Source organism: Streptomyces sp. NPDC037301 (assembly GCF_055602785.1).
The window spans coordinates 90,075-112,219 of sequence record NZ_JBVJWD010000006.1; the positions used below are offsets into that span (position 1 = coordinate 90,075).

Genomic DNA, 22,145 nt, shown 5'->3' on the forward strand with positions numbered 1-22,145 from the left:
GGTGTGGAGGAGGACGGCGATGGTGAGCACCGAGGAGAAGAACGAAGCCGAGGTGGCGGAGCCGGAGAGACCGGAGTCCACCGGGGACGAGCCCGACGAGGCCGGGGAGTCCGGGTCCACCCGCCGCCTGCGGCGCACCGCGGTCGTGCTGCTGGTCGTCGCCCTGGCCGTGGCGGGATCCGGATTCTTCGTCGGGGCCCAGCAGATGAGGGACACTCCCGCCACCGACAATCTGGCGCTCAGCGACACCGAGGCGACGACCCGCGTCGTGGGCGACGTGAGCAGCGCACTGGGCAAGGTCTTCTCGTACGGTCCACAGGACACCGCAGGCACCAAGGAGTCCGCGAAGCAGCTCCTCGGCGGAAAGGCGCTGCGGCAGTACGCGGCTCTGTTCGGCCAAGTCGAGAAGCAGTCCAGGGACCAGAAGCTGACCCTCACCACGCATGTCGTACGCGCCGGGGTCAGCCGGCTCTCCGGCACCAGCGCCCATCTGCTCGTCTTCCTCGACCAGGTCTACGAGCGCCGGGGCAAGCCCGCCACCACGGCGGCCGCCCAGCTCTCCGTCACCGCCGAACTCCGGGACGGGCACTGGAGAATCGTGGACATCACCTCCAGATAGCCAGGCCGCAGCCACAGCCGCAGCCCATCGGGCATCCACCGCTCAGCTCAGCCGGCAAGGGAGAGACAGCAATGGCACGGGTACGGACGACGAAGAACCCACTGGTGGTGGCGGCGATCGTGCTGACGGCCCTGGCGGCCGGCAGCGCGGCCTGGGGCGGCTGGTCCTGGTACGGGGCCGCGCACGACGACTCGGCCGGCTACGGGCAGACCCGCGACGACGCCCTGGCGGCGGGCGAGCAGGCCGTGCAGAACCTGAACACGCTCGACCATCAGAAGCTGGACCAGGGTCTGGACAGCTGGGAGGACTCCACCACCGGCGATCTGCACCAGCAACTCGTGGACGGGCGCAGCGGGTTCGAGAAGCAGATCCAGGAGGCGAAGACCGTGAGCACCGCCAAGGTGCTGTCCGGTGCGGTCACCGAACTCGACGACCGGACCGGCAAGGCATCGGTGATGGTGGCTCTGCGGATCACCGTGACGGCGCCGAAGGGAAAGCCCGCGGTGAAGGAGAGCCGGATGCTCGGCCGGCTCACCCGCACGTCCGAGGGGTGGAAGCTCAGCGCCCTCGGTCAGGCGCCGGTCGGGAACACGGCCGGCTGAAGCCACCCGGCCCCATCCGATCCATTCCATCACCGAGAGGAACTCCGGACATGTCGACGACCCGCCACCTCGTGAACCGTCAGCGCCGGTTGGCGACCGTGGCCGCCGCGGAGCGCACGACCGCACCACCGCGCAGGAAAGGGCGGACCGGTGAGCACGAGCAGCAGTCCGTGGTCACGCCGGACCTCGAGGAGTCATCGGATTCCCGCGACGCAGATCAGACGGAGGAAGAGGAGACGGACGAGGCGCGGGGTGAACAGCCGCGCACAATGTCCCGCCTGCGGATCCGGCTCCCTGCCGTGCTCTGCGCACTCACCGTCCTCCTCGGCGCCTTCGCCGCCTGGTCGTTCACCGCGGCCGACGGGCTGCGCGGCGACGCGAGCCGTCGGAACACCGCACTGACCGACATCAGCCGTACCAGCGAGGTGAAGGGGCAGATCTCCGAGGCGGTCGGTGCGGTCTTCTCGTACAACTACGCCGCCACCGCCAAGTCCGGACAGGCGGCGCGGACTTACCTGGTCGGCAAGGCGGTTCAGCAGCACAAGGACATGCTCGCGGAGGTACGAGCGCAGGCGCCGAAGCAGAAGCTCGTCCTCACCACGACCGTCACCGAGAGCGGGGTGGAACTCCTCGACGGCGACCGGGCCCGGCTGCTGATCTTCGCCGACCAGAGCAACACCCGTACCGGCAAGTCGGACGAGACGACCTACGCGGCGGCCATGTTCGCCGTGGACGCTGTTCGCCGCGGCGGCACCTGGCGGATCTCCGCCATCGATACGTTCACCCAGTGACCCGGGGGAGAGGGGAGCACGCATGAGGTTCAACGGCACCATGCGCCGCGGAATCGGCGGCACGGCAGCCGCGGTCGCCGCGATGGCCGCGCTCACCGCGTCCCAGGCACCGGGACTCGTCCGCCATGAACAGACCGCGAAGGAGCGCCAGGAGGCCGACGAGGTCAAGTGGTCGCACGTGCCCAACGACGACTCCTACCACACCGAACTTCCGCCGCTGCAGTCGCCGAAGCCACCGAAGGCAGGTGTGAGGCAGAGCCCGGCCGGCGCCCGGTCCTGGGCCGAGGCGGGCATCCCGGCCACGGTGCTCGCCGCCTACCGCAAGGCGGAGAGCGCGCTCGGCCGCACCGACCCCGGATGCCATTTGCCGTGGCAGTTACTCGCGGCGATCGGCAAGGTCGAGTCCGGCCAGGCCGGCGGGGGCCGGGTCGACGCCCACGGCACGACGCTGAGCCCGATCCTCGGGCCGGTGCTCAACGGCGCGGGCTTCGCCAACATCCCGGACACCGACGGCGGCGCGTACGACGGAGACAGGACGTACGACCGGGCGGTCGGCCCGATGCAGTTCATCCCCTCCACCTGGGCCCATTGGGGCAAGGACGGAAACGGCGACGGCCGTCGCGATCCGAGCAACGTCTACGACGCCGCCCTGGCCGCCGGGCACTACCTCTGTGCCGGACCGCGCGATCTGTCGGTGAAGGCCGATCTGGACCGGGCGATCCTCAGCTACAACCACTCGGACACCTATCTGCGCACCGTGCTGTCCTGGCTGGAGTTCTACCGCAAGGGCATCCACCCGGTGGCCGACGGCAAGGGCCTCGTACCGAAGAGCCCCGGCGCGGGCGGACCGAACAAGCCGACGCACCCGGTGGGCGGCCCCGGTGCCCCGGGCGGCGGCATCATCGTGGGCCCGCAGCCCGGCGGTTCGCCCGGCCCCTCGTCATCGGCGTCCCCGAAGCCCTCCGAATCGCCGACCGGTTCCCCGGACCCCACCGATCCGGCCGGCTCCCCCGATCCGACCGACAGTGGACCGGCCTCCCCGGACCCCGGCACGTCGAGCCCCGACCCCAGTACCTCGGCACCCGACCCGGGCACGGACCCCGGCTGCCCGACGGACTCCGCATCCCCCGATCCGACCGACTCGGCCGGAGCCACCGAGTCCCCGTCGCCCGACCCGGGAACGAGCGAGGACCCGTGCGCCACGCCGTCGGGCTCAGCGTCCGCCGGCTGACAGCACCTCGGCCAGGTCGTACCGCACCACCTCTTCCAGCTGAGCGTAGGTGCAGCTGTCCGGGGTGCGGTCCGGCCGCCACCGGCGGAACTGGGCTGTGTGCCGGAAACGGTCGCCCTCCATGTGGTCGTACGCCACCTCGCAGACCCGTTCCGGACGCAGCGCCACCCATGACTGGTCCTTCTTCCCGGACCAGCGGCTCGGCGTCCCGGGCAGCCGGGCATGCTCGTGCGCCCCGGCGTCCGCCCAGGCCGCCCACGGATGGCCGGCGAATTCGATGCGCAGCGGCTCCAGCTCCGCGACCAGCTCCTCGCGCCGCTTCATCGAGAAGGCCGCACAGACTCCGACGTGCTGCAGTACGCCATCGGAGTCGTACAGGCCGAGCAACAGCGAGCCGACGACCGGGCCGCTCTTGTGGAAGCGGTACCCCGCCACCACACAGTCGGCGGTCCGCTCGTGCTTGATCTTGTACATCACCCTGGTGTCCGGGCGGTACGGCAGATCGAGCGGTTTGGCGACCACACCGTCGAGCCCCGCACCCTCGTACCGTTCGAACCACTCCTGGGCGAGGGCCGGGTCCGTGGTCGCCGGTGCGAGATGGACGGGGGCCGACGCACCGGACAGGGCCGCCTCCAGAACGGCGCGCCGGTCGGACTGCCTGGTGGAGAGCAGCGAATCGCCGCCCACCGCCAGGATGTCGAAGGCGACCAGACTGGCCGGGGTCTGCTCGGAGAGCAGCCGCACCCGGGAATCGGCGGGGTGGATGCGCTCGCTGAGCCGGTCGAAATCCAGCCGGCCGTCGTACGCGATCACGATCTCGCCGTCGATCACACAGCGCGGCGGAAGATTGTCCCGGACGGCGGTGACCAGCTCGGGGAAGTAGCGGGTGAGCGGCTTCCCGGTGCGGCTGCCGATCACCACCTCGTCGCCGTCGCGGTGCACGATGGCGCGAAAGCCGTCCCACTTGGCCTCGTACTGCATACCGGGCGGGATCTTCGAGACGGACTTGGCGAGCATCGGCTTCACAGGCGGCATCACCGGCAGATCCATGGCCCCGATTCTTGCCCATGGGTGGACATACGTCTCCCGATATGCGGCGTATGTGAGCCAGGCCTACCGTGACCGTCATGGGTGCAGCGGGGAAAGCGGTGGAGCTGGAAGCCGGCGGACGTGCCGTACGGCTGTCCAGTCCGGACAAGGTCTACTTCCCGGAGAAGGGCTACACGAAGAGGGACGTGGCCGAGTACTTCCTGGCCGTGGGCCCCGGCATCACGCGCGCCCTGCGCAACCGGCCGACCACCCTCCAGCGCTTCGTGGACGGTGTCGAAGGCGAGTTCTTCTACCAGAAGCGGGCCCCGAAGAACCTCCCCGACTGGATTCCCACCGCCAGGATCGCGTTCCCCAGCGGCCGTCCCGCCGACGAGATCTGCCCCACCGAGCTCGCGGCCGTCATCTGGGCGGCCAACCTCGGCACACTCACGTTCCACCCCTGGCCGGTCCGGAGCACCGACACCGACCATCCGGACGAGCTGCGCATCGACCTCGACCCACAGCCCGGTACGGACTACGCCGACGCGGTGAGGGCCGCCCATGAGCTGCGGTCCGTGCTCGACGACCACGGTCTGCGCGGCTGGCCCAAGACCTCCGGCGGCCGGGGCATCCATGTCTTCGTCCCCATCGAGCCGCAGTGGACCTTCACCGAGGTCCGGCGTGCCGCCATCGCCGCCGGGCGCGAACTGGAACGCAGGATGCCGGACCGGGTGACCACCGCCTGGTGGAAGGAGGAGCGCGGAGAGCGGATCTTCGTCGACTTCAACCAGACCGCCCGCGACCGCACGATCGCCTCCGCCTACTCCGTACGTCCTTTTCCGCACGCCCCGGTCTCCGCCCCGCTGCGCTGGGAGGAGATCGACGACGCCGAACCGGGCGACTTCGACATCAGGACCATGCCGAAGCGCTACGCGGAGGTGGGCGACGTGCACGCGGACATGGATGAGCACGCCTTCCGGCTCGACGGGCTGCTGGAGCTGGCGGACAGGGACGAGCGGGAGCGCGGCCTCGGCGACATGCCGTACCCGCCGGAGTACCCCAAGATGCCGGGCGAACCGAAACGGGTACAGCCGAGCAGGGCCCGGCACGACGAGGACGGCGATGCATGAGCGCACCCGACCTGGAGCCCGTCACCCCGCGCGGGGAACATGCCCGGCCCCCGGCCCGCGGTGACCGATGGGCGGCGTTCAAGGCGTCCCCGTATCTGCCCGCCGTCGTGCTTCTGTTCATCATCGCGGCCGCGGCCGGTCTCTTCGCGGGCTCCTACACGTACGCGATGGCCAATCCGACCCCGCGCAACATCCCGGCCGCCGTGGTCGGCCGCCTCGACACCCCGCGCGACAAGGTCTTCCTCGACCGGCTGGAGGGCGCGCTCGACACCTCGCTGGTGCTGCACGAGTACGCCACCGGGGCCCAGGCCCGCACCGCCCTGGAGGAGCAGAAGGTCTTCGCCGTCCTGCGGTCCGAGAACGGCGGAGTCGGCCTGGACGTCGCGAGCGCATCCGGAGCCTCCGTTGCCCAGTTGCTCGCCGAGTCCACGCTGAAGGTGGGCGAAGCGGCCCATGTGCCGGTGAAGGTCACGGACGTGAAGCCCTTGCAGCGGGGCGACCCGCGCGGCCTCGCTCTCTTCTACATCTCGCTCGCCGCGGTGGTCGTCGGGTTCCTCGGCGCGATCCAGCTGAGTGTGCACGCCAAGGCGCTGGAGCCCCTGGAGCGGATCGGGTTCACCGTCGCCTACGCCCTGCTCGGCGGGTTCGCCATCACCGCCGTGGTGGACTGGCTGCTCGACTCCGTCGACCTGCCGTTCGTCCAGTCGTGGATGATCCTCGCCTTCACCATGTTCACCACGGGCATGGTCTTCAACATGTTCAACGCCCTGATCGGGCGCTGGGCGATGATCCCCACCTGGGGACTGATGGTGATGCTCGGCAACCCGTCCTCCGGCGGCGCGGTGTCCTGGCCGCTGTTGCCGTCGGTGCTCGGCTTCATCGGCCGCTGGCTTCCCCCGGGCGCCTCGGTCAACGCCCAGCACGCCGCCGTCTACTACCAGGGGCACCAGCGGGTCTTCCCGTACCTGGTCCTCGCCGGCTGGGCGCTGGTCTCCTGCACGGTGTTCTGGGTATGGCGCCACCGGCACCCGGAAGGCCGTGACCACATGCCTCAGCATGCGGCCACGGCCACCTGATGCCGGTCCGGGCTACAGCTCCTTGATCCGGATGTCGCGGTACGAGACCACGTCCGTGGTGCTGTGGACCTGGAGTCCGATGTAACCGGAGGCGTACCGCCGGCCGTCGGTGCCCGGGTCGTCGCCCCGCGGCGGCTCGAAGACCTGGCCGCCGTTGTTGTCGAACTCGTTCAGCAGGACACCGTTGCGGTAGACCGAGTAGTGCTGGTCCACCACCCGGATCTCGTAGTCGTTCCAGGTGCCCTTGGGCGTGACCCCGGCGCCGGCCAGACCGATCCGGTCGAAGCCGTAGATCGAGCCGGTCTTGTACATGTCGCCGTCCGGACGGTCGAGGATCTGCACCTCATGGCCGTACTTGATGGCGACCCACTCCGGACGCGACTCCTCCGGGTTGTCGTGGACGTTCGGGAAGCGGACGAACACACCGCTGTTGGCGTTGCCCGTACCGGGGGCGTCGTCGCGCCACTGGAGCTTGAGCGAGAAGTCGCCGTACTGCCGGCCCGGGAACCAGAGCATGCCCATGCCGTCCACGGTGGTGGAGCTGGTGATCGTGCCGTCCGGATTGAGCCCGAACTTGCCGCCACCGACCTGCTGCCACTTGGCGAACGACGACGCCGTGCCGTCGAAGAGCTTCTTGTAGCCCTCGTCCTGGCCCGGATTGCCGATCCCCGACTGCTTGGCCGCCCGGTAGATCTTCTTGTGCTCGCGCGCGTCGATCACACCGGCGGCGAGCAGCTTGTCGAGGACGCTGTCGACATGCTTGAGGAACAGCGCGTGCGACGACCAGTCCTTCTCGTCCTCGATCAGCTCATTGATGGTGCAGCGGTTGCCGGTGATGCGGTTGGGTACCCCGGTGTCGACCGTGCCGACGATGACGGTGAGCCGCTCGTCGAACTCCGGGCAGTTCGGCGCCGGTACGCCCCCGCTCTCCGCGACGGTGAACGACACCTGCTTCGCCACGGAGGTGTTGCCGGCCCTGTCCGTCGCCCGGTGGGCGACGGTGTGATAGCCGACGCGGTCGACGATGACGGTGGTGGTGTACGCGAGGTACGGGCCGCCGTCGAGCGAGTACTCGATCCTGTCCACGCCCGATTCTGCGTCGGTCGCGGTGACCGTCACCTTGGCGCTGGTGATGTAGGCGTTGTCGGAGTTCTTGTCGCCCTCGACCTCGGCCGAGGTCTCCGGCGGCGTCCTGTCCTGCGTCGGCGGTGCGACGACGGTGAAGTCGACCGACTTCTCGGCCGCCGTGTTGCCCGCCCTGTCGGTGGCCCGGTAGCGGACCTGGTGCGTGCCGGTCTCGTGCACCATCACGGGCGCGGTGTACGGCTGCCAGGCGCCGTCCGCCCCGATCGCGTACTCGATGGTGTTGACGCCGGACCCGGTGTCGGAGGCGGTCACGGTGACCGTCGCCATCCCCAGGTACTGCCCCTGGTCGTCCTTCTCACCGGACACGGTCGCCGAGGTCTCCGGCGGCGTCCTGTCGTCCGTCGGCGGTGCGGCGACCGCGAAGTCGACCGACTTCTCCGCTGCCGTGTTGCCCGCCTTGTCGGTGGCGCGGTACCGGATCGTGTGCGTCCCGACCTCGTTCACCACGATCGGTGTGGTGTACGGCTGCCAGGCGCCGTCGGCCCCGACCGCGTACTCGACGGTGCCGACACCGGAGCTGTCGTCGGTCGCCGAGAGAGTGACCGTCGCCTGACCGATGTACGCGCCGTCGGCGTTCTTGTCGCCGTCGACCTTCGCAGAGGTCTCGGGCGCGGTGGTGTCCGTACCTCCGCCGTCCGTCACGGTGAGAATGCCCTGCATCGCCTCGTGCCCCGGCATGGTGCAGTGGTAGAAGTACCGGCCGGGGGAGAGCGTGACCTCGGCGGTGTGCTTGCCGCCCTGGTCGTCGGCCGGGTTGGCCAGGATGTTCAGTGTGACGTCGTTGTTGAACTCCGGGTCCGAGACGCTGAAGGTGAGGGTGTGCGGCATCCCCGTGGTGTTGCCGGTCGCCGCGCTGTTCTCGAAGACGATGGTCGCCTTGCCGGCCACCGCGGTCTTCGGAGCGGACAGATAGCGGTCGATGGGGTTGCCCGCCGTCCAGGTGAGTACCTGGCCGGCCGCCGCAGCGGCGGGAGCCGCCGTACGGCCGTAGGCCGCCGTCGAGGTCAGCCCCAGCACCATCAGGAACGAACCCAGCAGGGCGAGCCACAGCCGCTTGGGCCGGTACCGCTGTCGCGCGGAGATCGAACGGTGTCTCACTGCACTGCCGCCTTCCTGGCCAGATCCTCGGCGGCCGGGGTCGGGCCGCCGCCCTTGTACGTCACACGCCACAGCGCGGACTTGGAGTCGGAGGTGAAGAAGCCGCGCCCGTAGTCGAGGACGTACAGCGAACCGTCCGGGGCGAACTTCCAGTCCATCAGGTTGCGGATGCCGTCCGCGCCGACCGGGATGATCTTCTTCAGGGACTCGGCGTGCGTGGGCAGACCGCCCTTGCCGACCGTCTTCGGGTCGGTGAGCACGGCGTGCCGCGGCTGGGTGTCGTCGTAGAAGTCACCGACGAACCACTTGCCGTCCCAGTAGGAGGGCCACTTGTCGGCGCTGGTGCTCGCCGCGTCGTACCGGTAGACCGGGCCGTTCATCGTGGCCTGACCGCCGCCCTTGAGCCACGGCAGCAGCTGCTTCTGCTCCTCCGCCTTGTAGCTCGGGATACCGTTCGCGTCGCGCGGGTAGTCCACGCCACCACCCTGCGGCGAGTACCAGATGGTGTTGGACGTGACAGGCGGCAGGTTCACCAGGCCGTCGTTGTTCGGAGACTCGTTCTTGGGGCGGTCGCAGTCGTACCAGCCGAGCGGCTTGCTCGGGTCGGGCAGATTGCGGTCCCGGTAGGGCTGCTTGTTGCCCATGCAGTACGGCCAGCCGTGGTTGCCCGCCTTGGTGATCGCGGCGAACGTGTCGTACTTGGCCGGACCCCAGGTGGTGCTCGGCGAGCCCGCGTCGGGGCCGACCCAGCCCGCGTACAGCGTGTCGGTGGTCTTGTCGACGGAGATCCGGGCCGGGTTGCGCACCCCCATCACATAGATCTCGCCGCGGGTCTTGCCGCCGCCTTCATCGGGCTCCTTGCCGGTGAAGAGATTGCCCTCGGGCAGTGTGTAGGTGCCGTCGTCCTCGGGGTGGATCCGCAGGATCTTCCCGTTGAGGTTGTTCGTGTTGCCAGCGGTGCGCCGGGCATCGGCGAAGGAGACGCCCTTGTAGTTCGGCTGCGGGTTGTTTCCGGAGTAACCCTCGCTGAAACCGGATGAGTTGTTGTCACCGGTGGCGATGTACAGATTGCCCTTGGAATCCCAGGCCATCCCGCCGCCCGCATGGCAGCAGCTGTGGATCTGGACGGGCCAGTGCAACAGCACCTTCTCGGAGGACAGATCCAGCTTGTTGGTGGCCGGATCGAGGGTGAAGCGGGAGACCTGACGTACCGCCATCTGCTTGTCGCGGTCGATCTTCGAGTGGGGTGTGTAGTGCAGATACACCCAGCCGTTCTTCTCGAAGTCCGGGTCCAGCTCGATACCGAGCAGCCCCTCCTCGACCTTGACCAGTTCGTCGCCGCCGCCCTTGTTGCCGAAGATCGTCAGCTCACCGGCGAGGGTGACCTTCTTGGTCTTCGGGTCGTAGACATGGATCTGCCCCAGACCCTTGCCGATGTCCGGGTTGTTCCAGTCGGTGACGACCGGCTTGCTGCTGTCGGCGCCACCGCGCCCGATGTACAGCACCCGTCCGTCCGGGGCGGCAACCAGGCCGTGCGGCTCGCCGATCTGGTCGTTGCGGCCCGGCTGATTGGGCTGGGTGACGCGCTCCGCCTTGTAGTTGGAGTTGATCGTCGCCTTGCAGTCGGCCTGCGAGATCCGCGTCGTCCAGTCGAGCGCGCCGCGCAGATGGTCGCGGAAGTCGGTCTCCGCGAAGCTGTCGACCGTACCGCCCATCGCCGTGTAGAAGGACCTGCCGCCGTCGTAGTCCCGGCACCAGGAGACCGGGTGGTCCCAGCCGTTGGCGCTTGCGCCCGGCTTGTACGTGATCTCCCGGACGCGCGCCACGGTGTGTACATCACCGGACGGATTCTTTGTCCAGTTGAGCCACTTGTCCGGGCGCTTCCACTCCAGTGGCAGGTTCTCGGTCGCCGGATGTTGCCGGTCTCCGATCTCAACCGTCGCACGCTGTACGTTGGTTGGGCTGCCTGCTGCCGGACGGGCCCCGACCAGACCGGTGAACCAGTCCGAGTACGGCTCGGTGCGCGCCGCGTCATGGATGCCGAGGAATCCGCCGCCCGCCTCCAAGTACGCCTCAAGACCCGCCTCCTGCTCCGGGTCGAGCACATCGCCGCCACCGGTCAGGAAGACGACGGCGTTGTACTTGCCGAGCTGCTTGCCGTTGGTGAAGACGGCCGGGTCGTCCGTGGCGACGGTCCTGAACCGACCGGCCTCCGGCCCGGTGAGCCCGATCTTCTCGATCGCCGCGATCCCGGCGTCGACGGTCGGGGACTCCTCGGTGGCGGAGGCATGGAACACCAGCACCTTGACGTTGGCGCCGCCCGGCGGCGACGGCAGGGACAACGTTGTCGCCATACTTCGTGGCGGTTCCGGATAGGGCCTGGCGCTGGCGGCGTTGCCACCGAGCAGGGAAGCGGTCAGTGCGCCGGCTGCCAGGGCCGCCGCAAGTCCGCGTCGCGATCTGGACCTGTGATGTGGTGTGCGCTGCATGTGGTCACCCACCCCTCTTTGGTCACTGCAACAGCGGATGAAGCTAGACCTCTTTTCGTGGCTCGCCAATAGCTATGGCAGCAATGGCACGAACTTTGTCCTGGGTGTGGATAAACGAAGATCCCCCGGCTACGGTGTGGGCCGTCCGGGGGGCGCGTGTGCCCCGCCAACCTCTGCTACCTCTGAAGCCGCCGCAATCCCCGTAACCTCCGTAATCTCCGCGGTCTACGCAGTCTCCGCGTTCTGGGCAAATTCGCAAAAACTCCGTAAATTCCTTAGTGCAGTGGGGAGTTCGACATGGACAGAAGGAGCTTCAACCGGCGGATTCTGGTCGGCGGTGGGGTGGCGGCCGCCACCGGCGTGACATCGTTGTCGCTCGGTACGATCGAGGCCAGCTCGGCGGAACCCCCGCCCAAGACCGCCCCGGCCGGAGGCGTCGTCCGCCATCTCAAGCTGTACGCGGAGAAGCTGGCGGACGGTCAGATGGGATACGGCCTGGAGAAGGGCAAGGCGTCGATCCCGGGACCGCTCATCGAGATCAACGAGGGCGACACCCTGCACATCGAGTTCGAGAACACCATGGATGTGCCGGCCAGCCTTCATGCGCACGGCGTCGACTACGACATCGCGAGCGACGGCACCCGGATGAACAAGAGCATCGTCGAACCGGGCGGCACCCGCACGTACACCTGGCGCACCCATGCGCCGGGCCGGCGCAAGGACGGCACCTGGCAGCCGGGCAGTGCGGGCTACTGGCACTACCACGACCATGTCGTCGGTACGGATCACGGCACCGGCGGTATCCGAAAAGGCCTGTACGGTCCGGTGATCGTCCGGCGCAAGGGTGACATCCTGCCGGACAAGACGATCACGATCGTCTTCAACGACATGACGATCAACAACAAGGCGGCCCACAAGGCGCCCGACTTCGAGGCCACGGTGGGGGACCGGCTCGAAGTGGTCATGATCACGCACGGCGACTACTACCACACGTTCCACGTCCACGGTCATCGCTGGGCGGACAACCGGACCGGTCTGCTCACCGGCCCCGACGACCCGAGCCGCGTCGTCGACACAAAGATCGTCGGCCCGGCGGACTCCTTCGGCTTCCAGGTCATCGCGGGCGAACACGTCGGCGCCGGTGCCTGGATGTACCACTGCCATGTGCAGAGCCACTCCGACATGGGTATGGCCGGACTGCTGCTGGTCGCCAAGGCGGACGGCACCGTGCCGGGGTACGACCCGCACGCCACGACGACCCACGACACGGCCGCGCCGGACAAGACTGCGCCGGACAAGACTGCGCCGGACAAGACCGCGCCGGACAAGACCGCGCCGGACAAGACCGCGCCGGACAAGACCGCGCCGGACAAGACCGCGCCGGACAAGACCGCTTCGGGTGACACCGCGCCCGGCAAGACGGGGAAGGAGCCGGCCGCCCACGACCCGGCGGCGCACGGGTCCTGAGCAGTCAGCTCTCCGACACCGCTCCGGCTGCTTCGGCCGTTCCGGTGGCGAGGCGCAGCTGTTCCTCCTCGACGATGCGTCGGGCCAGAGCCCCGTCCGACACATCCACGGCGTCCGGCGTCGTCTCGGCGACGTCGCTGCGCCGTGCGTAGAGGTCGAACAGCCGCTCCTTGCGGGCCAGGATGTTCAGCATCCGCTCGTCGACGCTGTCGGCCGCGAGGAGCCGGTGCACCTGGACGGTCCGTATCTGCCCCATCCGATGGGCGCGGGCCACCGCCTGGTGCTCCATCGTCGGCTTGATCTGCGGTTCGCAGATGATGACGACGGAGGCAGCCTGCATGTTCAGTCCGACACCGCCCGCCTGGATCTGGCTCAGCAGGACGGCATGGCCCTCGACGGCACCGAACCGGTCGATCATCTCCTGGCGCCGGGCAGCCGGGAGACTCCCCGAGAGCGGCCCGAACACGCCCGTCCCCAGGGCCTGTTCGACCGTGAGGAGCACTTCTCGGAAGTACGAGAACACGACGACCTTGAGGTCGTTGTCCGCGGCCTCTGCGACCAGCTCGCGCAGCCGGTTCAGTTTCGCGGATGTGGCGGGCCGGGCGTACGCGGCCCGGCGCATCCGCATGAACTGCCCGGCGCCCACCGCCTCGCGGTAGGCATCGAGATCGTCCTCGCTGAACTCCTCCCACTCGTCGACCTGCACCAGCGCCGGGAGTTCGGTCAGCACATCCTCCTGATTGCGCCGCAGATAGGCCGGGGCGACGGCCCTGCGGAACGCGTGCGAACCGGCGGCTCCATGGGTGGTGTGGATCGAGGGCGCCAGTTCGGGCTGAAGATGGCGGACGAGGCTGCGGAACTCCTCGACCCGGTTCTCCATCGGTGTACCGGTCAGGAACAGCACCCGTTCGGTGCGTTGCGTCCAGCCGGACACCGCCCGGGAGCGGCGGGTCTCGGGGTTCTTGACGTAGTGCGCCTCGTCGACCACCAGCATGCCGGGCCTCATGCCGCAGTCCCGGGGGGCCGGCAGGGTGTGCAGGGCATCGAACGTGGTGAGGGCGACCCCGCCGGTCTCGCGCCACTCGGCGAAGGCGCCGTGCCGCTCGGGGCCGTGCACCGGCAGCGCGCGCAGGGTGGAGCGGGAACGGACCTCGCGCGCCCAGTTGATGAGCACGCTCGCCGGGCAGACCACCAGGAAGTGTGTCTCGCCCCGCGCCGAGAGGTGCGCGAGCGCGGCAATGGCCTGGACGGTCTTGCCGAGCCCCATCTCGTCGCCGAGGATCACCCGCTTCTGCGCGAGCGCGAACCGGGCGCCGAACGACTGGTAGCCGCGCAGGGAGACGCGCAGATGGGCGTCGTCCAGCCGCAGACCACGAACCCGGTGCGCAATTCCGGACGGGAGGAACCCCTCGGCCGCGTCCCGGTCGGGGCCGGTGCCTGACATCTCGGCGAGCAGGCTGTAGTACTCGGCGGACCGCAGCTCGAAGTCGACCCACGCCGCGACGTCCGACTCCGCGTCCCGCAGCAGATCGACTGACACCTGCCCGAACAGCAGGGGAAGCCCGCGCGCAGCCGCTTCGGCGACGGCGGCCCGTACCGAGGCGACGGCCTCCAGTGCCTGGGCGCGGGCGTGGCGCCGGGTGAACAGCATGCGCAGCCGCCCCCGCGCAGGCCCGGCCGCGGCGAGCAAGGGCTCAAGACGCCCGATGAGCCGGCCCGCCGCATCGACGGCCCGGCGGACGTCCGGACCGGCCTCGACCAGCCGGTGCAGTGCGGTGACCAGCGCGGTCGTGGATTCGTCCGGGGTGTCCACGTCTATCCGGACCGCGACGGTGTCCCGTACCGCGTGGGCGATCTGTCCGGCCGCTGCCAACGCCTGGTCGGCGGTCTGAGCACCGACCCCGGGGATCTGGCGGAGCTCGTAACGGTTTGCCTCGTGGACCTGGCCGACGGTCGTGAAGCCGGCCTGTTCGACCGCGCCGAGCCGCAGTCTGCCCTCGGTGACGTCCTTGAGTCTGGAGACCGGGATGGCCGACAGTTCGCGACGGATGAGGGAGTCGAGCAGCGGAGTCAGCGCCGTGTGCACCGCATCGACGGCGCGGGCATGATCGGCCAGCACCGCGCGCGCCGTGTCCAGCAGCCGCTCGGCCTGCGCCAGCAGCTCCCGGGCGTCCCTTCCCGTGGGCGCCCCGGCCTCCGTCGGTCCGGCCTCTGTCATGTACGTTCCTCTGTCCGCGCAGCCCGGCTGCCGTCCTGCCCGGCACCTGCCCCGAGCGGTTCATATCGTGCCACGTGGCGCCGACAGTGCCTTGGGTTCAGGGCGTGGGCGGTCGGCGTTCCGCCGGGGACAGCAGCAGGACCTCCAGGGCCCGCGCACAGGAGCGGGCCTGCGACAGGAACCACTCGGTGCGCGCCTTTGTGATCACCGACGGCGTGGCCCGGACGGCGAGAGCGAAGCGCGCATACCCGGCGCCGTCCAGCACCGGGACCGCCAGGGTCCGTACCCCGTACGCCGACTCGCCGTCGTTGAGCGCATAGGCGTCGGTCCGTACCTTCGCCAACTCGGCCTCCAGTGCGGCCGGTTCGATGATCGTGCGGTCGGTGAACGCGGGGAGCGGAGGGAGCGAGGAGGGTCCGCCCTCGCCCGGCCGGGCCCAGGCCAGCAGCACCTTGCCGAGCGCGGTGGAGTGCAGTGGCCTGCGCAGTCCCGTCTTCGGAGTGACCGAACCCCCGGCGACGATCACGGCGTGGGGGCCGCTGCGCAGTGCCAGGTCGGCGGTGGCGCCGGTGCGCTCGGCGAGATCGGTCAGCTCCGGGGCGGCCAGATGCAGACCGCGCTGGTGGTACGAGAGCCGGCCCAGTTCGGTCACGGCGGGGCCGAGCCGGTAGCGGGACGTACGGCCGTCCTGCTCAAGGAAGCCGGCGCCGAGCAGGGTGCGGGCCAGACGGTGCGCGGTGGAGACCGAGAGTCCGAGGCGGCGGGCGAGGTCGGAGGCGCTGAGGTCGGGGCCGTTGTCGTGGAAGCAGTGCAGGACGTCCAGGGCGCGCTGTACCGCCTGCGCTCCGCCGGGAGCACGCACTGTCGCGGCCTCGGTCATATCAGGTCACTCTCCGCTCGCGAAGGGGAAGGCGGGGCATGTAGTTGCCACATTACGGGAGTTGAGAAGCCGGAATCCGGGGCTGTGAAACAGTCTGTTCACATTCAATCCCACATCATGGGAAGCGAGTTGTGAGTCGAGGCGAGTCCGTGGCAGGCTGCCGCACGTCACCACCGCCGAGCAGAAGGGAGTAGTGCCATGGCCGGCCGCCGAACCGCGACCCCCGCCCATGCCGCTCCGGTCCTGCTCGCCCTGACGCTGCGCCGTCACATCGACCTGGCGCGGGTCTCCAGCGCCGCCTGTCGCTGACCCTCTTCCCTTCCCCCGCTTTCCATTCCTTTCTCCCGCAGCGTTTCCGACGCGGCCCGGAGCTCTTTCGCCGTACGTGGTGCCCGCACCCCTGACGTACGTGCCACACGCCACGACTCCATCTCTTTCGCCGACCCCTCGGGAAGACTCCATGACGCATGCCGTCCTGCCCCGGACACTCTGGTTCACCCGCTGTCCCGTACCCACCGCGACCGGCATCGCCGCCGACCGGCTGTGGCTCACCGAAGAGTTCGCGCCCGACGGCATCATGGTGCGCTCTCTCCAGGACTCCGCGCCCGATGCCGACCGTGCCGCCCACTTCACCCACGCGCTACCGGGACTCTTCCGCGAAGGAGGCAACGTCCCTGCCCTGTGGGCCCGTTCGCGTGGCGAGCGGACGCGGCTGATCGGTCTCACCTGGATCGAGGAACGGCAGACCGTACTGGTCAGGCCCGGCTCCGGCATCCGGGGCGTCGACGCCCTGCGCGGGCTGCGGCTCGCCGTTCCCGTGCACGACATCGCCATCGACTTCTGGCGGGCCATGGCACTGCGCGGCTTCGAGGGCGCGCTCGCCTGCGCCGGACTCGCACTGGACGACGCCACCGTCGTCGACGTACCCGCCTCGGAATACGAAGGCCAGTGGGCCGCCGAGCTGGCGGCGCTGCGGCACGGTGACGTCGATGCCGTGTATGTGAAGGGCGCGCTGGCCGTCGAGGCCGCACGGCGGGCGGGCGCCGAGGTGGCCGTCGAGCTCGACGAGCTGGCCGACCGCCGGTTCCGGATCAACAACGGCACCCCGCGCCCCATCACCGTCCACCAGCAGCTGCTCGACGACCACCCCGACCTCGTCGACCGCTTCCTCGCCGTCCTGCTCAGGGCCGCCGACTGGGCCACCGGACAGCCCGGCGAGGTCGCCCGCATCCTCGGCGCCGAAACCGGGGCGGGCGCCGACGGAGTCGCCGGGGCCTACCGGCCGGGCACCCACCTCAACCTCCACCCCGACCTCTCCCCGGAACGCCTCGCCCTTCTCGCCGAGCAGGAGGCCGGGCTGCGTGCCCACGGCTTCCTGCCCGAACCCGTCGACGTCACGGCCTGGGCCGACCCCGAGCCACTGCGCCGCGCCACCGCACTCACCGTCTCCCGTCGCGCCGTCTCCCCGCTTCTTGCCCCCTGAGCCATGAGGACCCCCGACACCATGAACCTTCCCCGGCCACTGCGTACGACCATCGCCCCCGCGCTCCTCACGGTGACCGCACTCCTCGCCCTCACCGCCTGCGGCACCTCCGAGGCCGACAGCGGCAGCAGCGGTTCCGGTGCCAAGGGCACGGTGGACATCCGCATCCCCGACCCCGGCAACTCCGGTGTGCTCGCCCTCGGCAAGAAGGACGGCAGTCTCGACAAGGCACTCGCGAAGGCCGGCGCCAAGGTGCGGTGGACCGGCAGCGCCGGGCCGTTCGCCCCCGCTGCCCAGGCGATGAACGCCGACCAGCTCGACATCGCCACCGGCTCCATCACCTCCGGCATCACCTCGCTCGCCCAGCGCCCCGGCTTCAAGTTCTTCACCGCGGTCGCCCCGGACGCGGCGGGCGAAGGAATCCTCGTCAAGAACGGTTCCGGCATCGAATCGGTCGCCGATCTGGTTGGCAGGAAAGTCGCCGTCAACCAGGGCGGCACCGGCGAATATCTGCTGCTGAAAGCCCTCGACAAGGCCGGTATCCCCGCCGACAAGGTCAAGCGGGTCTATCTGCGGCCCGACCAGACAGCCGCCGTCTTCAACGCGGGCAAGGTCGACGCCTGGTCCGTCTGGGCGACCTACGCCGTTGCTGAAATCGGCAGCGGAAAGGCGCACTTCGTCGCCGACGGCGCCGCGATCGGCTCCGACAACTACAGCCTCAACGCCGTACGCACGGGCTTCGCCGAGCAGCACCCGAAGGCCGTGAAGGCGCTCTACCAGTACCTCCACGAAGCCGGCGCCAAGGAGAAGCAGAACCCGGCCGCGTACCTGAACGTCTTCACGGACGTCGGACCGACCGCCGTCACCGGCAAGGCCAAGGAGGTCCAGAGCGACTTCACCCGCAAGGGCGGCACGGTCGGCCCCATCGGGCCCGAGGACATCAAGCGCTTCGAGGCCGTCGCCGCCTTCTACGCAGAGCAGAAGGTCACCCCGGCCGAGGTCGACGTCGCCGCCCACCTCCTCGACATCGAGAAGCTGAAATGAGCGACACCACCCTGCATCCGGGCCTCGTCCGGCCACGCCCCCAGCGAATGGGGGCCCGCAGCCGGACCTACTCCGTGACCGTCCGGGCACTCGGCCCCCTCGCCCTCCTCGCACTCTGGTGGGCGGCGTCCGCCACCGGGCTCCTCGCCCCGGACGTACTCGCCTCGCCCGCCGAAGTGCTGCGTGCGGTAGGGGAGTTGTGGGGCAACGGGCAGCTGCCCGACGCGCTCACCACCTCCCTCACCCGCTCCGGACTCGGCCTCCTCATCGGGCTCGCGGCCGGGCTGACCCTCGGCATCACGACCGGATTCACGCGCCTCGGCGACGAACTCCTCGACTCCTCCCTCCAGACCCTGCGCACCATCCCGTTCCTCTCCCTGGTGCCCCTGTTCATGGTCTGGTTCGGGATCAACGAAACCGCGAAGATCCTGCTCATCGCCGTCGCCACCACCTTCCCGATGTATGTGTCGACGTCGAGCGGGGTGCGCAACACCGACCCGAAGCTCATCGAAGCCATGCGCAGCTTCGGCATGGGCCGGCTCGCTCTCGTACGCGAAGTCGTCCTTCCCGGAGCCCTGCCGTCCCTGCTCGCCGGGCTGCGGCTCTCCATGACACTCAGCGTCATCGCACTGATCGCCGCCGAGGAGATCAACGCGACCGCCGGCATCGGCTATCTGATGTCCCAGGCACAGAGCTACGCCCGCACCGACATCCTCGCCGTCTGCATCCTCATCTACGGGCTGCTCGGACTCACCGCCGACATCGTCGTACGGCTGCTGGAACGCGTGCTGATGCCCTGGCGGACCCCGCAGGGAGCCGCCCGATGACCGATCAGACCACTCATTCACCTGCGGTGCGGGTACGGGGACTGCGCCGCGTCTTCGGCGACCGTGCCGTGCTCGACAGCCTCCGACTCGACATCGCGCGGGGCGAGTTCGTCGCCCTGCTCGGCGCGAGCGGGAGCGGCAAGACGACCCTGCTGCGCATCCTGGGCGCACTCGACGGCGCCGACGGGGGAGAGGTCCTCGTCCCTCAGGCCCGTACTGTCGTCTTCCAGGAACCCCGCCTCGTACCGTCGAAGAAAGTCCTCGCCAACGTGACGGTGGCCCTGCCGCGCAACCGCTCCGAGCACGGGCTGCGTGCCCTGGCCGAAGTCGGCCTGGAACGGCACGCCGACGCCTGGCCCGCCACCCTCTCCGGCGGAGAGGCCCAGCGGGTCGCGCTCGCCCGTGCCCTGGTACGCGAACCCGAACTGCTGCTGCTGGACGAGCCGTTCGCCGCACTCGATGCCCTGACCCGGCTGAAGATGCAGGACCTGGTGGGGGAGCTGTGCCGCAAGCACCGGCCCGCCGTCCTCCTCGTCACCCATGACGTCGACGAAGCGGTACGGCTCGCCGACCGGGTCGCCGTCCTGCGCGACGGCCGGCTCATCACCGACGATCCCGTCACCGTCGACCGGCCGCGCGACCCCGGCGACCCCGCGTTCGCAGCCCTGCGCCGACGACTCCTCGACGACCTCGGGGTCGAGATGAGCCCGCAACCCGCAACAGCCCCCGTACGTAACGAAGTCGGAGTGATCTGAATGACCATCACCATCGGTGTGCACAGCAGCAACCCGTCCCTCTACCACCTGTACCACCTCTCCCGGCTCGGCCTCGCCCAGGAAGAACTGGCCCCGCTCGGCGAGAGCGTCGTCTTCCACCCGTACACCAACGGCGTCCGCACCGGCGAACTCCTCAGCCAAGGCGTCATCGACTTCGGCGGCACCGGCTCCACCCCGCCGGTCACCGCCCAGGCCGCCGGACACGACATCGTCTACACCGCCGTCTCCGCCCCGCGCCCCGAACACGGCGCGCTCCTCGTCCCCGAGGACAGCCCCGTGCGTACGATCACCGACCTCAAAGGCACCACCGTCCACCTCGCGATCGGCTCCTGGCAGACCCATCTGATCGCCAAGGCGCTCGACGACGCCGGGCTCTCCTACGCCGATGACATCACCGCCGTACGCAGCAACGACGACAGCGAGGAACTGCTGCGCACCGGTGCCATCGCCGCCTGGGTCGCGCAGGGCGCCCAGCTGGCCGCGGCCCGCCGCACCGGCGGGCTGCGCACCCTCGTCCGTACCGGCGATGTCATCACCGACCGTTCCGTCTTCTTCGCCCGCCGCGACCTGGCCGAGAGCCGCCCCGAGATCACCGAGGCGCTCACCCGTGCCCTGCAGCGCGCCGACGACTGGGCGGCCGCCCATCCCCGCCAGGCGGCCGAGATCGCCGCGGCCGATCTCGGCGGATCCGCCGACGACTGGGAGACCGCGCTGCGCACCCTGCCCTGGCAGATCGAGCCCGTCACGGACGCGTTCATCGCCGAGCAGCAGGAAGCGGCCGACATCTTCCACCGCACCGGCTTCATCGACCGGCCGGTCACCGTCGCCCGTGCCCGGGCCGGTGCCGCCGCGGACAAGGCGGCGTGACGACATGGCGACCCAAGTCCTCTGGTACATCATCCCGCGCGAAGGTGCCTACCCCTGGGAGCCCGAAGGGCGGCGGCCGGTAGACCTCGGCTACCTCGCCCAGCTCGCGGGTACGGTCGAACGCCTGGGCTACAGCGGTGCGTTGCTCGCCACCGACCTGTACGACGTCTGGCCGCTCGGCAGCGCGCTGGCCGCCTCCACCGGCACCGCGTTCAAGCCGCTGCTGGCCGTCCACCCCGGTCTGATCTCGCCCACCCTCCTCGCCAAGATGGCCCTCAGCTTCGACACCCTCTTCGGCGGCCGGCTCCGCTTCAATGTCGTCAACGGCTCGACCAAGTCGCTCCAGGAGTACGGACTCCACGTGGAGCACGACGAGCGGTACGAGCTGAGCGCCGAGTACTGGTCGATCGTGAAGCGGCTGACAGCAGGTGAGGTCTTCGACCACAAGGGCCGCTTCTACGACCTGAAGAACGCGGGCGCGTCCTTCAGGGAGTTGAAGCCGGTCCAGGAATCGCACATCCCGCTCTGGTTCGGCGGTTCCTCCGACCCCGGTATCGAGATGGCGGCCGAGCATGTCGACACCTTCCTGACCTGGGGCGAACCCCCGCACCTGCTCAAGGAGAAGCTGGAGAAGGTCAGGGGGCGCGCCGCCGCGTACGGGCGCACCCTCAGGATCGGGCTGCGCCTCCACCTCATCGTCCGCGACAGGGAGGACGAGGCCTGGGCGGCGGCCGACCGGCTCCTCGACGTCACGAGCGACGCGACGTACGCCCGCCGGCTCGGCGAGAGCGCGGGAGAGGACGGCGTGGGCTGGCAGCGCCAGTTCCGCCAGCACGGCGGCAAGGTTCCCGCGCGCGCACGGGAACTGGAGGTGCACCCCAACATGTGGCCGGGCATGAGCCTCTTCCGCCCCGGCCCCGGTACCGCGGTCGTCGGCTCGACGGCCCAGGTGATCGAACGCCTCAAGGAGTTCGAGGACCTGGGCGTCGACACCTTCATCCTCTCCGGCAATCCGCTGCTGGAGGAGGCATACCGGGTGGCGGAGACGGTACTTCCGGCGCTGGGGGTGAAGGGCTGACACGCGGCGGCCGATGCTCCGTACGGTGGCCGGGGGCCGCCGTACGGTATCGGCCCTGTTTCGTCAGCTCCTGGCGATGTCGAGCACCCACCAGTCCGTCCCCCTCCGCTCCCGGACGTGGATACGCGTGCCGCGGCACACCGTGCCGTTGTTCGCCAACGCGCTGCCGTCGGGCCGGACCAGCCGCGCGGGCCCCTGCTCCGGCGCGACGGTCGCCTTACGGCGTACGGCAGCGCGGCCCGCTCGCAGGCCGCGGGCTGCGGTTGTCGGTGCCCGGTGCAAGACTCGGAACGT

General features: G+C 69.7%; 19 protein-coding genes and 2 pseudogenes. 14 read left to right on the plus strand and 7 right to left on the minus strand.

Features of this window, described 5'->3' with window-relative positions; translation table 11 throughout:
• The first annotated feature begins 19 nt into the window (after positions 1-19).
• The 4 genes from ACZ7IB_RS12680 (at position 20) to ACZ7IB_RS12695 (ending at position 3,243) form a co-directional block, all read left to right on the plus strand.
• Positions 20-619, plus strand: coding sequence for a hypothetical protein (locus tag ACZ7IB_RS12680; RefSeq protein WP_470912062.1), 600 nt, complete (start codon positions 20-22; stop codon positions 617-619).
• Positions 620-690: 71 nt separating this feature from the next.
• Complete coding sequence (locus ACZ7IB_RS12685) at positions 691-1,221, plus strand: hypothetical protein (protein ID WP_470912064.1); 531 nt, start codon at positions 691-693, stop codon at positions 1,219-1,221.
• Positions 1,222-1,271: 50 nt separating this feature from the next.
• Complete coding sequence (locus tag ACZ7IB_RS12690) at positions 1,272-2,012, plus strand: hypothetical protein (RefSeq protein WP_470912065.1); 741 nt, start codon at positions 1,272-1,274, stop codon at positions 2,010-2,012.
• A gap of 22 nt (positions 2,013-2,034) precedes the next feature.
• Positions 2,035-3,243, plus strand: coding sequence for a lytic transglycosylase domain-containing protein (locus ACZ7IB_RS12695; protein WP_470912066.1), 1,209 nt, complete (start codon positions 2,035-2,037; stop codon positions 3,241-3,243).
• On the opposite strand, the gene ACZ7IB_RS12700 is transcribed toward ACZ7IB_RS12695, so the two are convergent.
• Positions 3,226-4,293: an ATP-dependent DNA ligase gene (locus ACZ7IB_RS12700; protein WP_470912067.1), complete on the minus strand. Its 1,068-nt coding sequence runs from the start codon at positions 4,291-4,293 to the stop codon at positions 3,226-3,228. The genes ACZ7IB_RS12695 and ACZ7IB_RS12700 overlap by 18 nt on opposite strands.
• A 98-nt stretch (positions 4,294-4,391) precedes the next feature.
• On the opposite strand from ACZ7IB_RS12700, the gene ligD reads away from it, so the two are divergent.
• Both ligD and ACZ7IB_RS12710 read left to right on the plus strand, forming a co-directional pair.
• Positions 4,392-5,402, plus strand: a complete 1,011-nt coding sequence (gene ligD, locus ACZ7IB_RS12705; RefSeq protein ID WP_470912478.1) for a non-homologous end-joining DNA ligase — start codon at positions 4,392-4,394, stop codon at positions 5,400-5,402.
• Entirely contained in the window at positions 5,399-6,478 is a 1,080-nt protein-coding gene (locus ACZ7IB_RS12710) for an ABC-2 transporter permease (protein WP_470912069.1), read from the plus strand. The genes ligD and ACZ7IB_RS12710 overlap by 4 nt, the downstream gene beginning before the upstream one ends.
• A gap of 12 nt (positions 6,479-6,490) precedes the next feature.
• Here the strand turns inward: ACZ7IB_RS12710 and ACZ7IB_RS12715 are convergent, their stop codons facing one another.
• Together ACZ7IB_RS12715 and ACZ7IB_RS12720 are read right to left on the minus strand one after the other, a co-directional pair.
• Complete coding sequence (locus tag ACZ7IB_RS12715; protein WP_470912071.1) at positions 6,491-8,722, minus strand: OmpL47-type beta-barrel domain-containing protein; 2,232 nt, start codon at positions 8,720-8,722, stop codon at positions 6,491-6,493.
• Positions 8,719-11,211, minus strand: a complete 2,493-nt coding sequence (locus tag ACZ7IB_RS12720) for a ThuA domain-containing protein (protein WP_470912073.1) — start codon at positions 11,209-11,211, stop codon at positions 8,719-8,721. The genes ACZ7IB_RS12715 and ACZ7IB_RS12720 overlap by 4 nt, the downstream gene beginning before the upstream one ends.
• Positions 11,212-11,508: 297 nt before the next feature.
• Between ACZ7IB_RS12720 and ACZ7IB_RS12725 the strand changes: the two are divergent.
• Positions 11,509-12,459 (plus strand): annotated as a pseudogene (locus tag ACZ7IB_RS12725) (multicopper oxidase domain-containing protein); the annotation flags it as partial.
• Between the two features lie 80 nt (positions 12,460-12,539).
• On the opposite strand, the pseudogene ACZ7IB_RS12730 reads toward ACZ7IB_RS12725, so the two are convergent.
• The 3 genes and pseudogenes from ACZ7IB_RS12730 to ACZ7IB_RS12740 all read right to left on the minus strand — a co-directional run.
• Positions 12,540-12,617, minus strand: a pseudogene (locus tag ACZ7IB_RS12730) (pentapeptide repeat-containing protein); the annotation flags it as partial.
• A 65-nt stretch (positions 12,618-12,682) separates the two neighbouring features.
• Positions 12,683-14,896 (minus strand): DEAD/DEAH box helicase, encoded by a 2,214-nt coding sequence (locus tag ACZ7IB_RS12735; RefSeq protein ID WP_470912075.1) that lies wholly within the window; start codon positions 14,894-14,896, stop codon positions 12,683-12,685.
• Between the two features lie 97 nt (positions 14,897-14,993).
• Entirely contained in the window at positions 14,994-15,776 is a 783-nt protein-coding gene (locus tag ACZ7IB_RS12740) for an IclR family transcriptional regulator (protein WP_470912076.1), read from the minus strand.
• Positions 15,777-15,974: 198 nt separating this feature from the next.
• Between ACZ7IB_RS12740 and ACZ7IB_RS12745 the strand changes: the two genes are divergently transcribed.
• The 7 genes from ACZ7IB_RS12745 to ACZ7IB_RS12775 all read left to right on the plus strand — a co-directional run bounded on the left by ACZ7IB_RS12745 (position 15,975) and on the right by ACZ7IB_RS12775 (position 21,851).
• Positions 15,975-16,085: a putative leader peptide gene (locus ACZ7IB_RS12745; protein WP_327271637.1), complete on the plus strand. Its 111-nt coding sequence runs from the start codon at positions 15,975-15,977 to the stop codon at positions 16,083-16,085.
• Positions 16,086-16,236: 151 nt separating this feature from the next.
• Positions 16,237-17,259 (plus strand): ABC transporter substrate-binding protein, encoded by a 1,023-nt coding sequence (locus ACZ7IB_RS12750; protein ID WP_470912078.1) that lies wholly within the window; start codon positions 16,237-16,239, stop codon positions 17,257-17,259.
• Positions 17,260-17,280: 21 nt separating this feature from the next.
• A complete protein-coding gene (locus ACZ7IB_RS12755; protein WP_470912079.1) occupies positions 17,281-18,303 on the plus strand; it encodes an NrtA/SsuA/CpmA family ABC transporter substrate-binding protein in 1,023 nt (340 codons plus the stop codon).
• Positions 18,300-19,130: an ABC transporter permease gene (locus tag ACZ7IB_RS12760; RefSeq protein WP_470912081.1), complete on the plus strand. Its 831-nt coding sequence runs from the start codon at positions 18,300-18,302 to the stop codon at positions 19,128-19,130. Before ACZ7IB_RS12755 ends, ACZ7IB_RS12760 begins: the two co-directional genes overlap by 4 nt.
• Positions 19,127-19,885, plus strand: coding sequence for an ABC transporter ATP-binding protein (locus ACZ7IB_RS12765; RefSeq protein ID WP_470912082.1), 759 nt, complete (start codon positions 19,127-19,129; stop codon positions 19,883-19,885). Before ACZ7IB_RS12760 ends, ACZ7IB_RS12765 begins: the two co-directional genes overlap by 4 nt.
• Positions 19,886-20,773, plus strand: coding sequence for an ABC transporter substrate-binding protein (locus ACZ7IB_RS12770; protein ID WP_470912084.1), 888 nt, complete (start codon positions 19,886-19,888; stop codon positions 20,771-20,773).
• A 4-nt stretch (positions 20,774-20,777) separates the two neighbouring features.
• The gene (locus ACZ7IB_RS12775; protein ID WP_470912086.1) at positions 20,778-21,851 is read left to right on the plus strand and encodes an LLM class flavin-dependent oxidoreductase; all 1,074 of its coding nucleotides are present in this window, start codon (positions 20,778-20,780) and stop codon (positions 21,849-21,851) included.
• A 63-nt stretch (positions 21,852-21,914) separates the two neighbouring features.
• Here the strand turns inward: ACZ7IB_RS12775 and ACZ7IB_RS12780 are convergent, their stop codons facing one another.
• The gene (locus ACZ7IB_RS12780) at positions 21,915-22,133 is read right to left on the minus strand and encodes a hypothetical protein (protein ID WP_470912088.1); all 219 of its coding nucleotides are present in this window, start codon (positions 22,131-22,133) and stop codon (positions 21,915-21,917) included.
• Between the last annotated feature and the right edge of the window lie 12 nt (positions 22,134-22,145).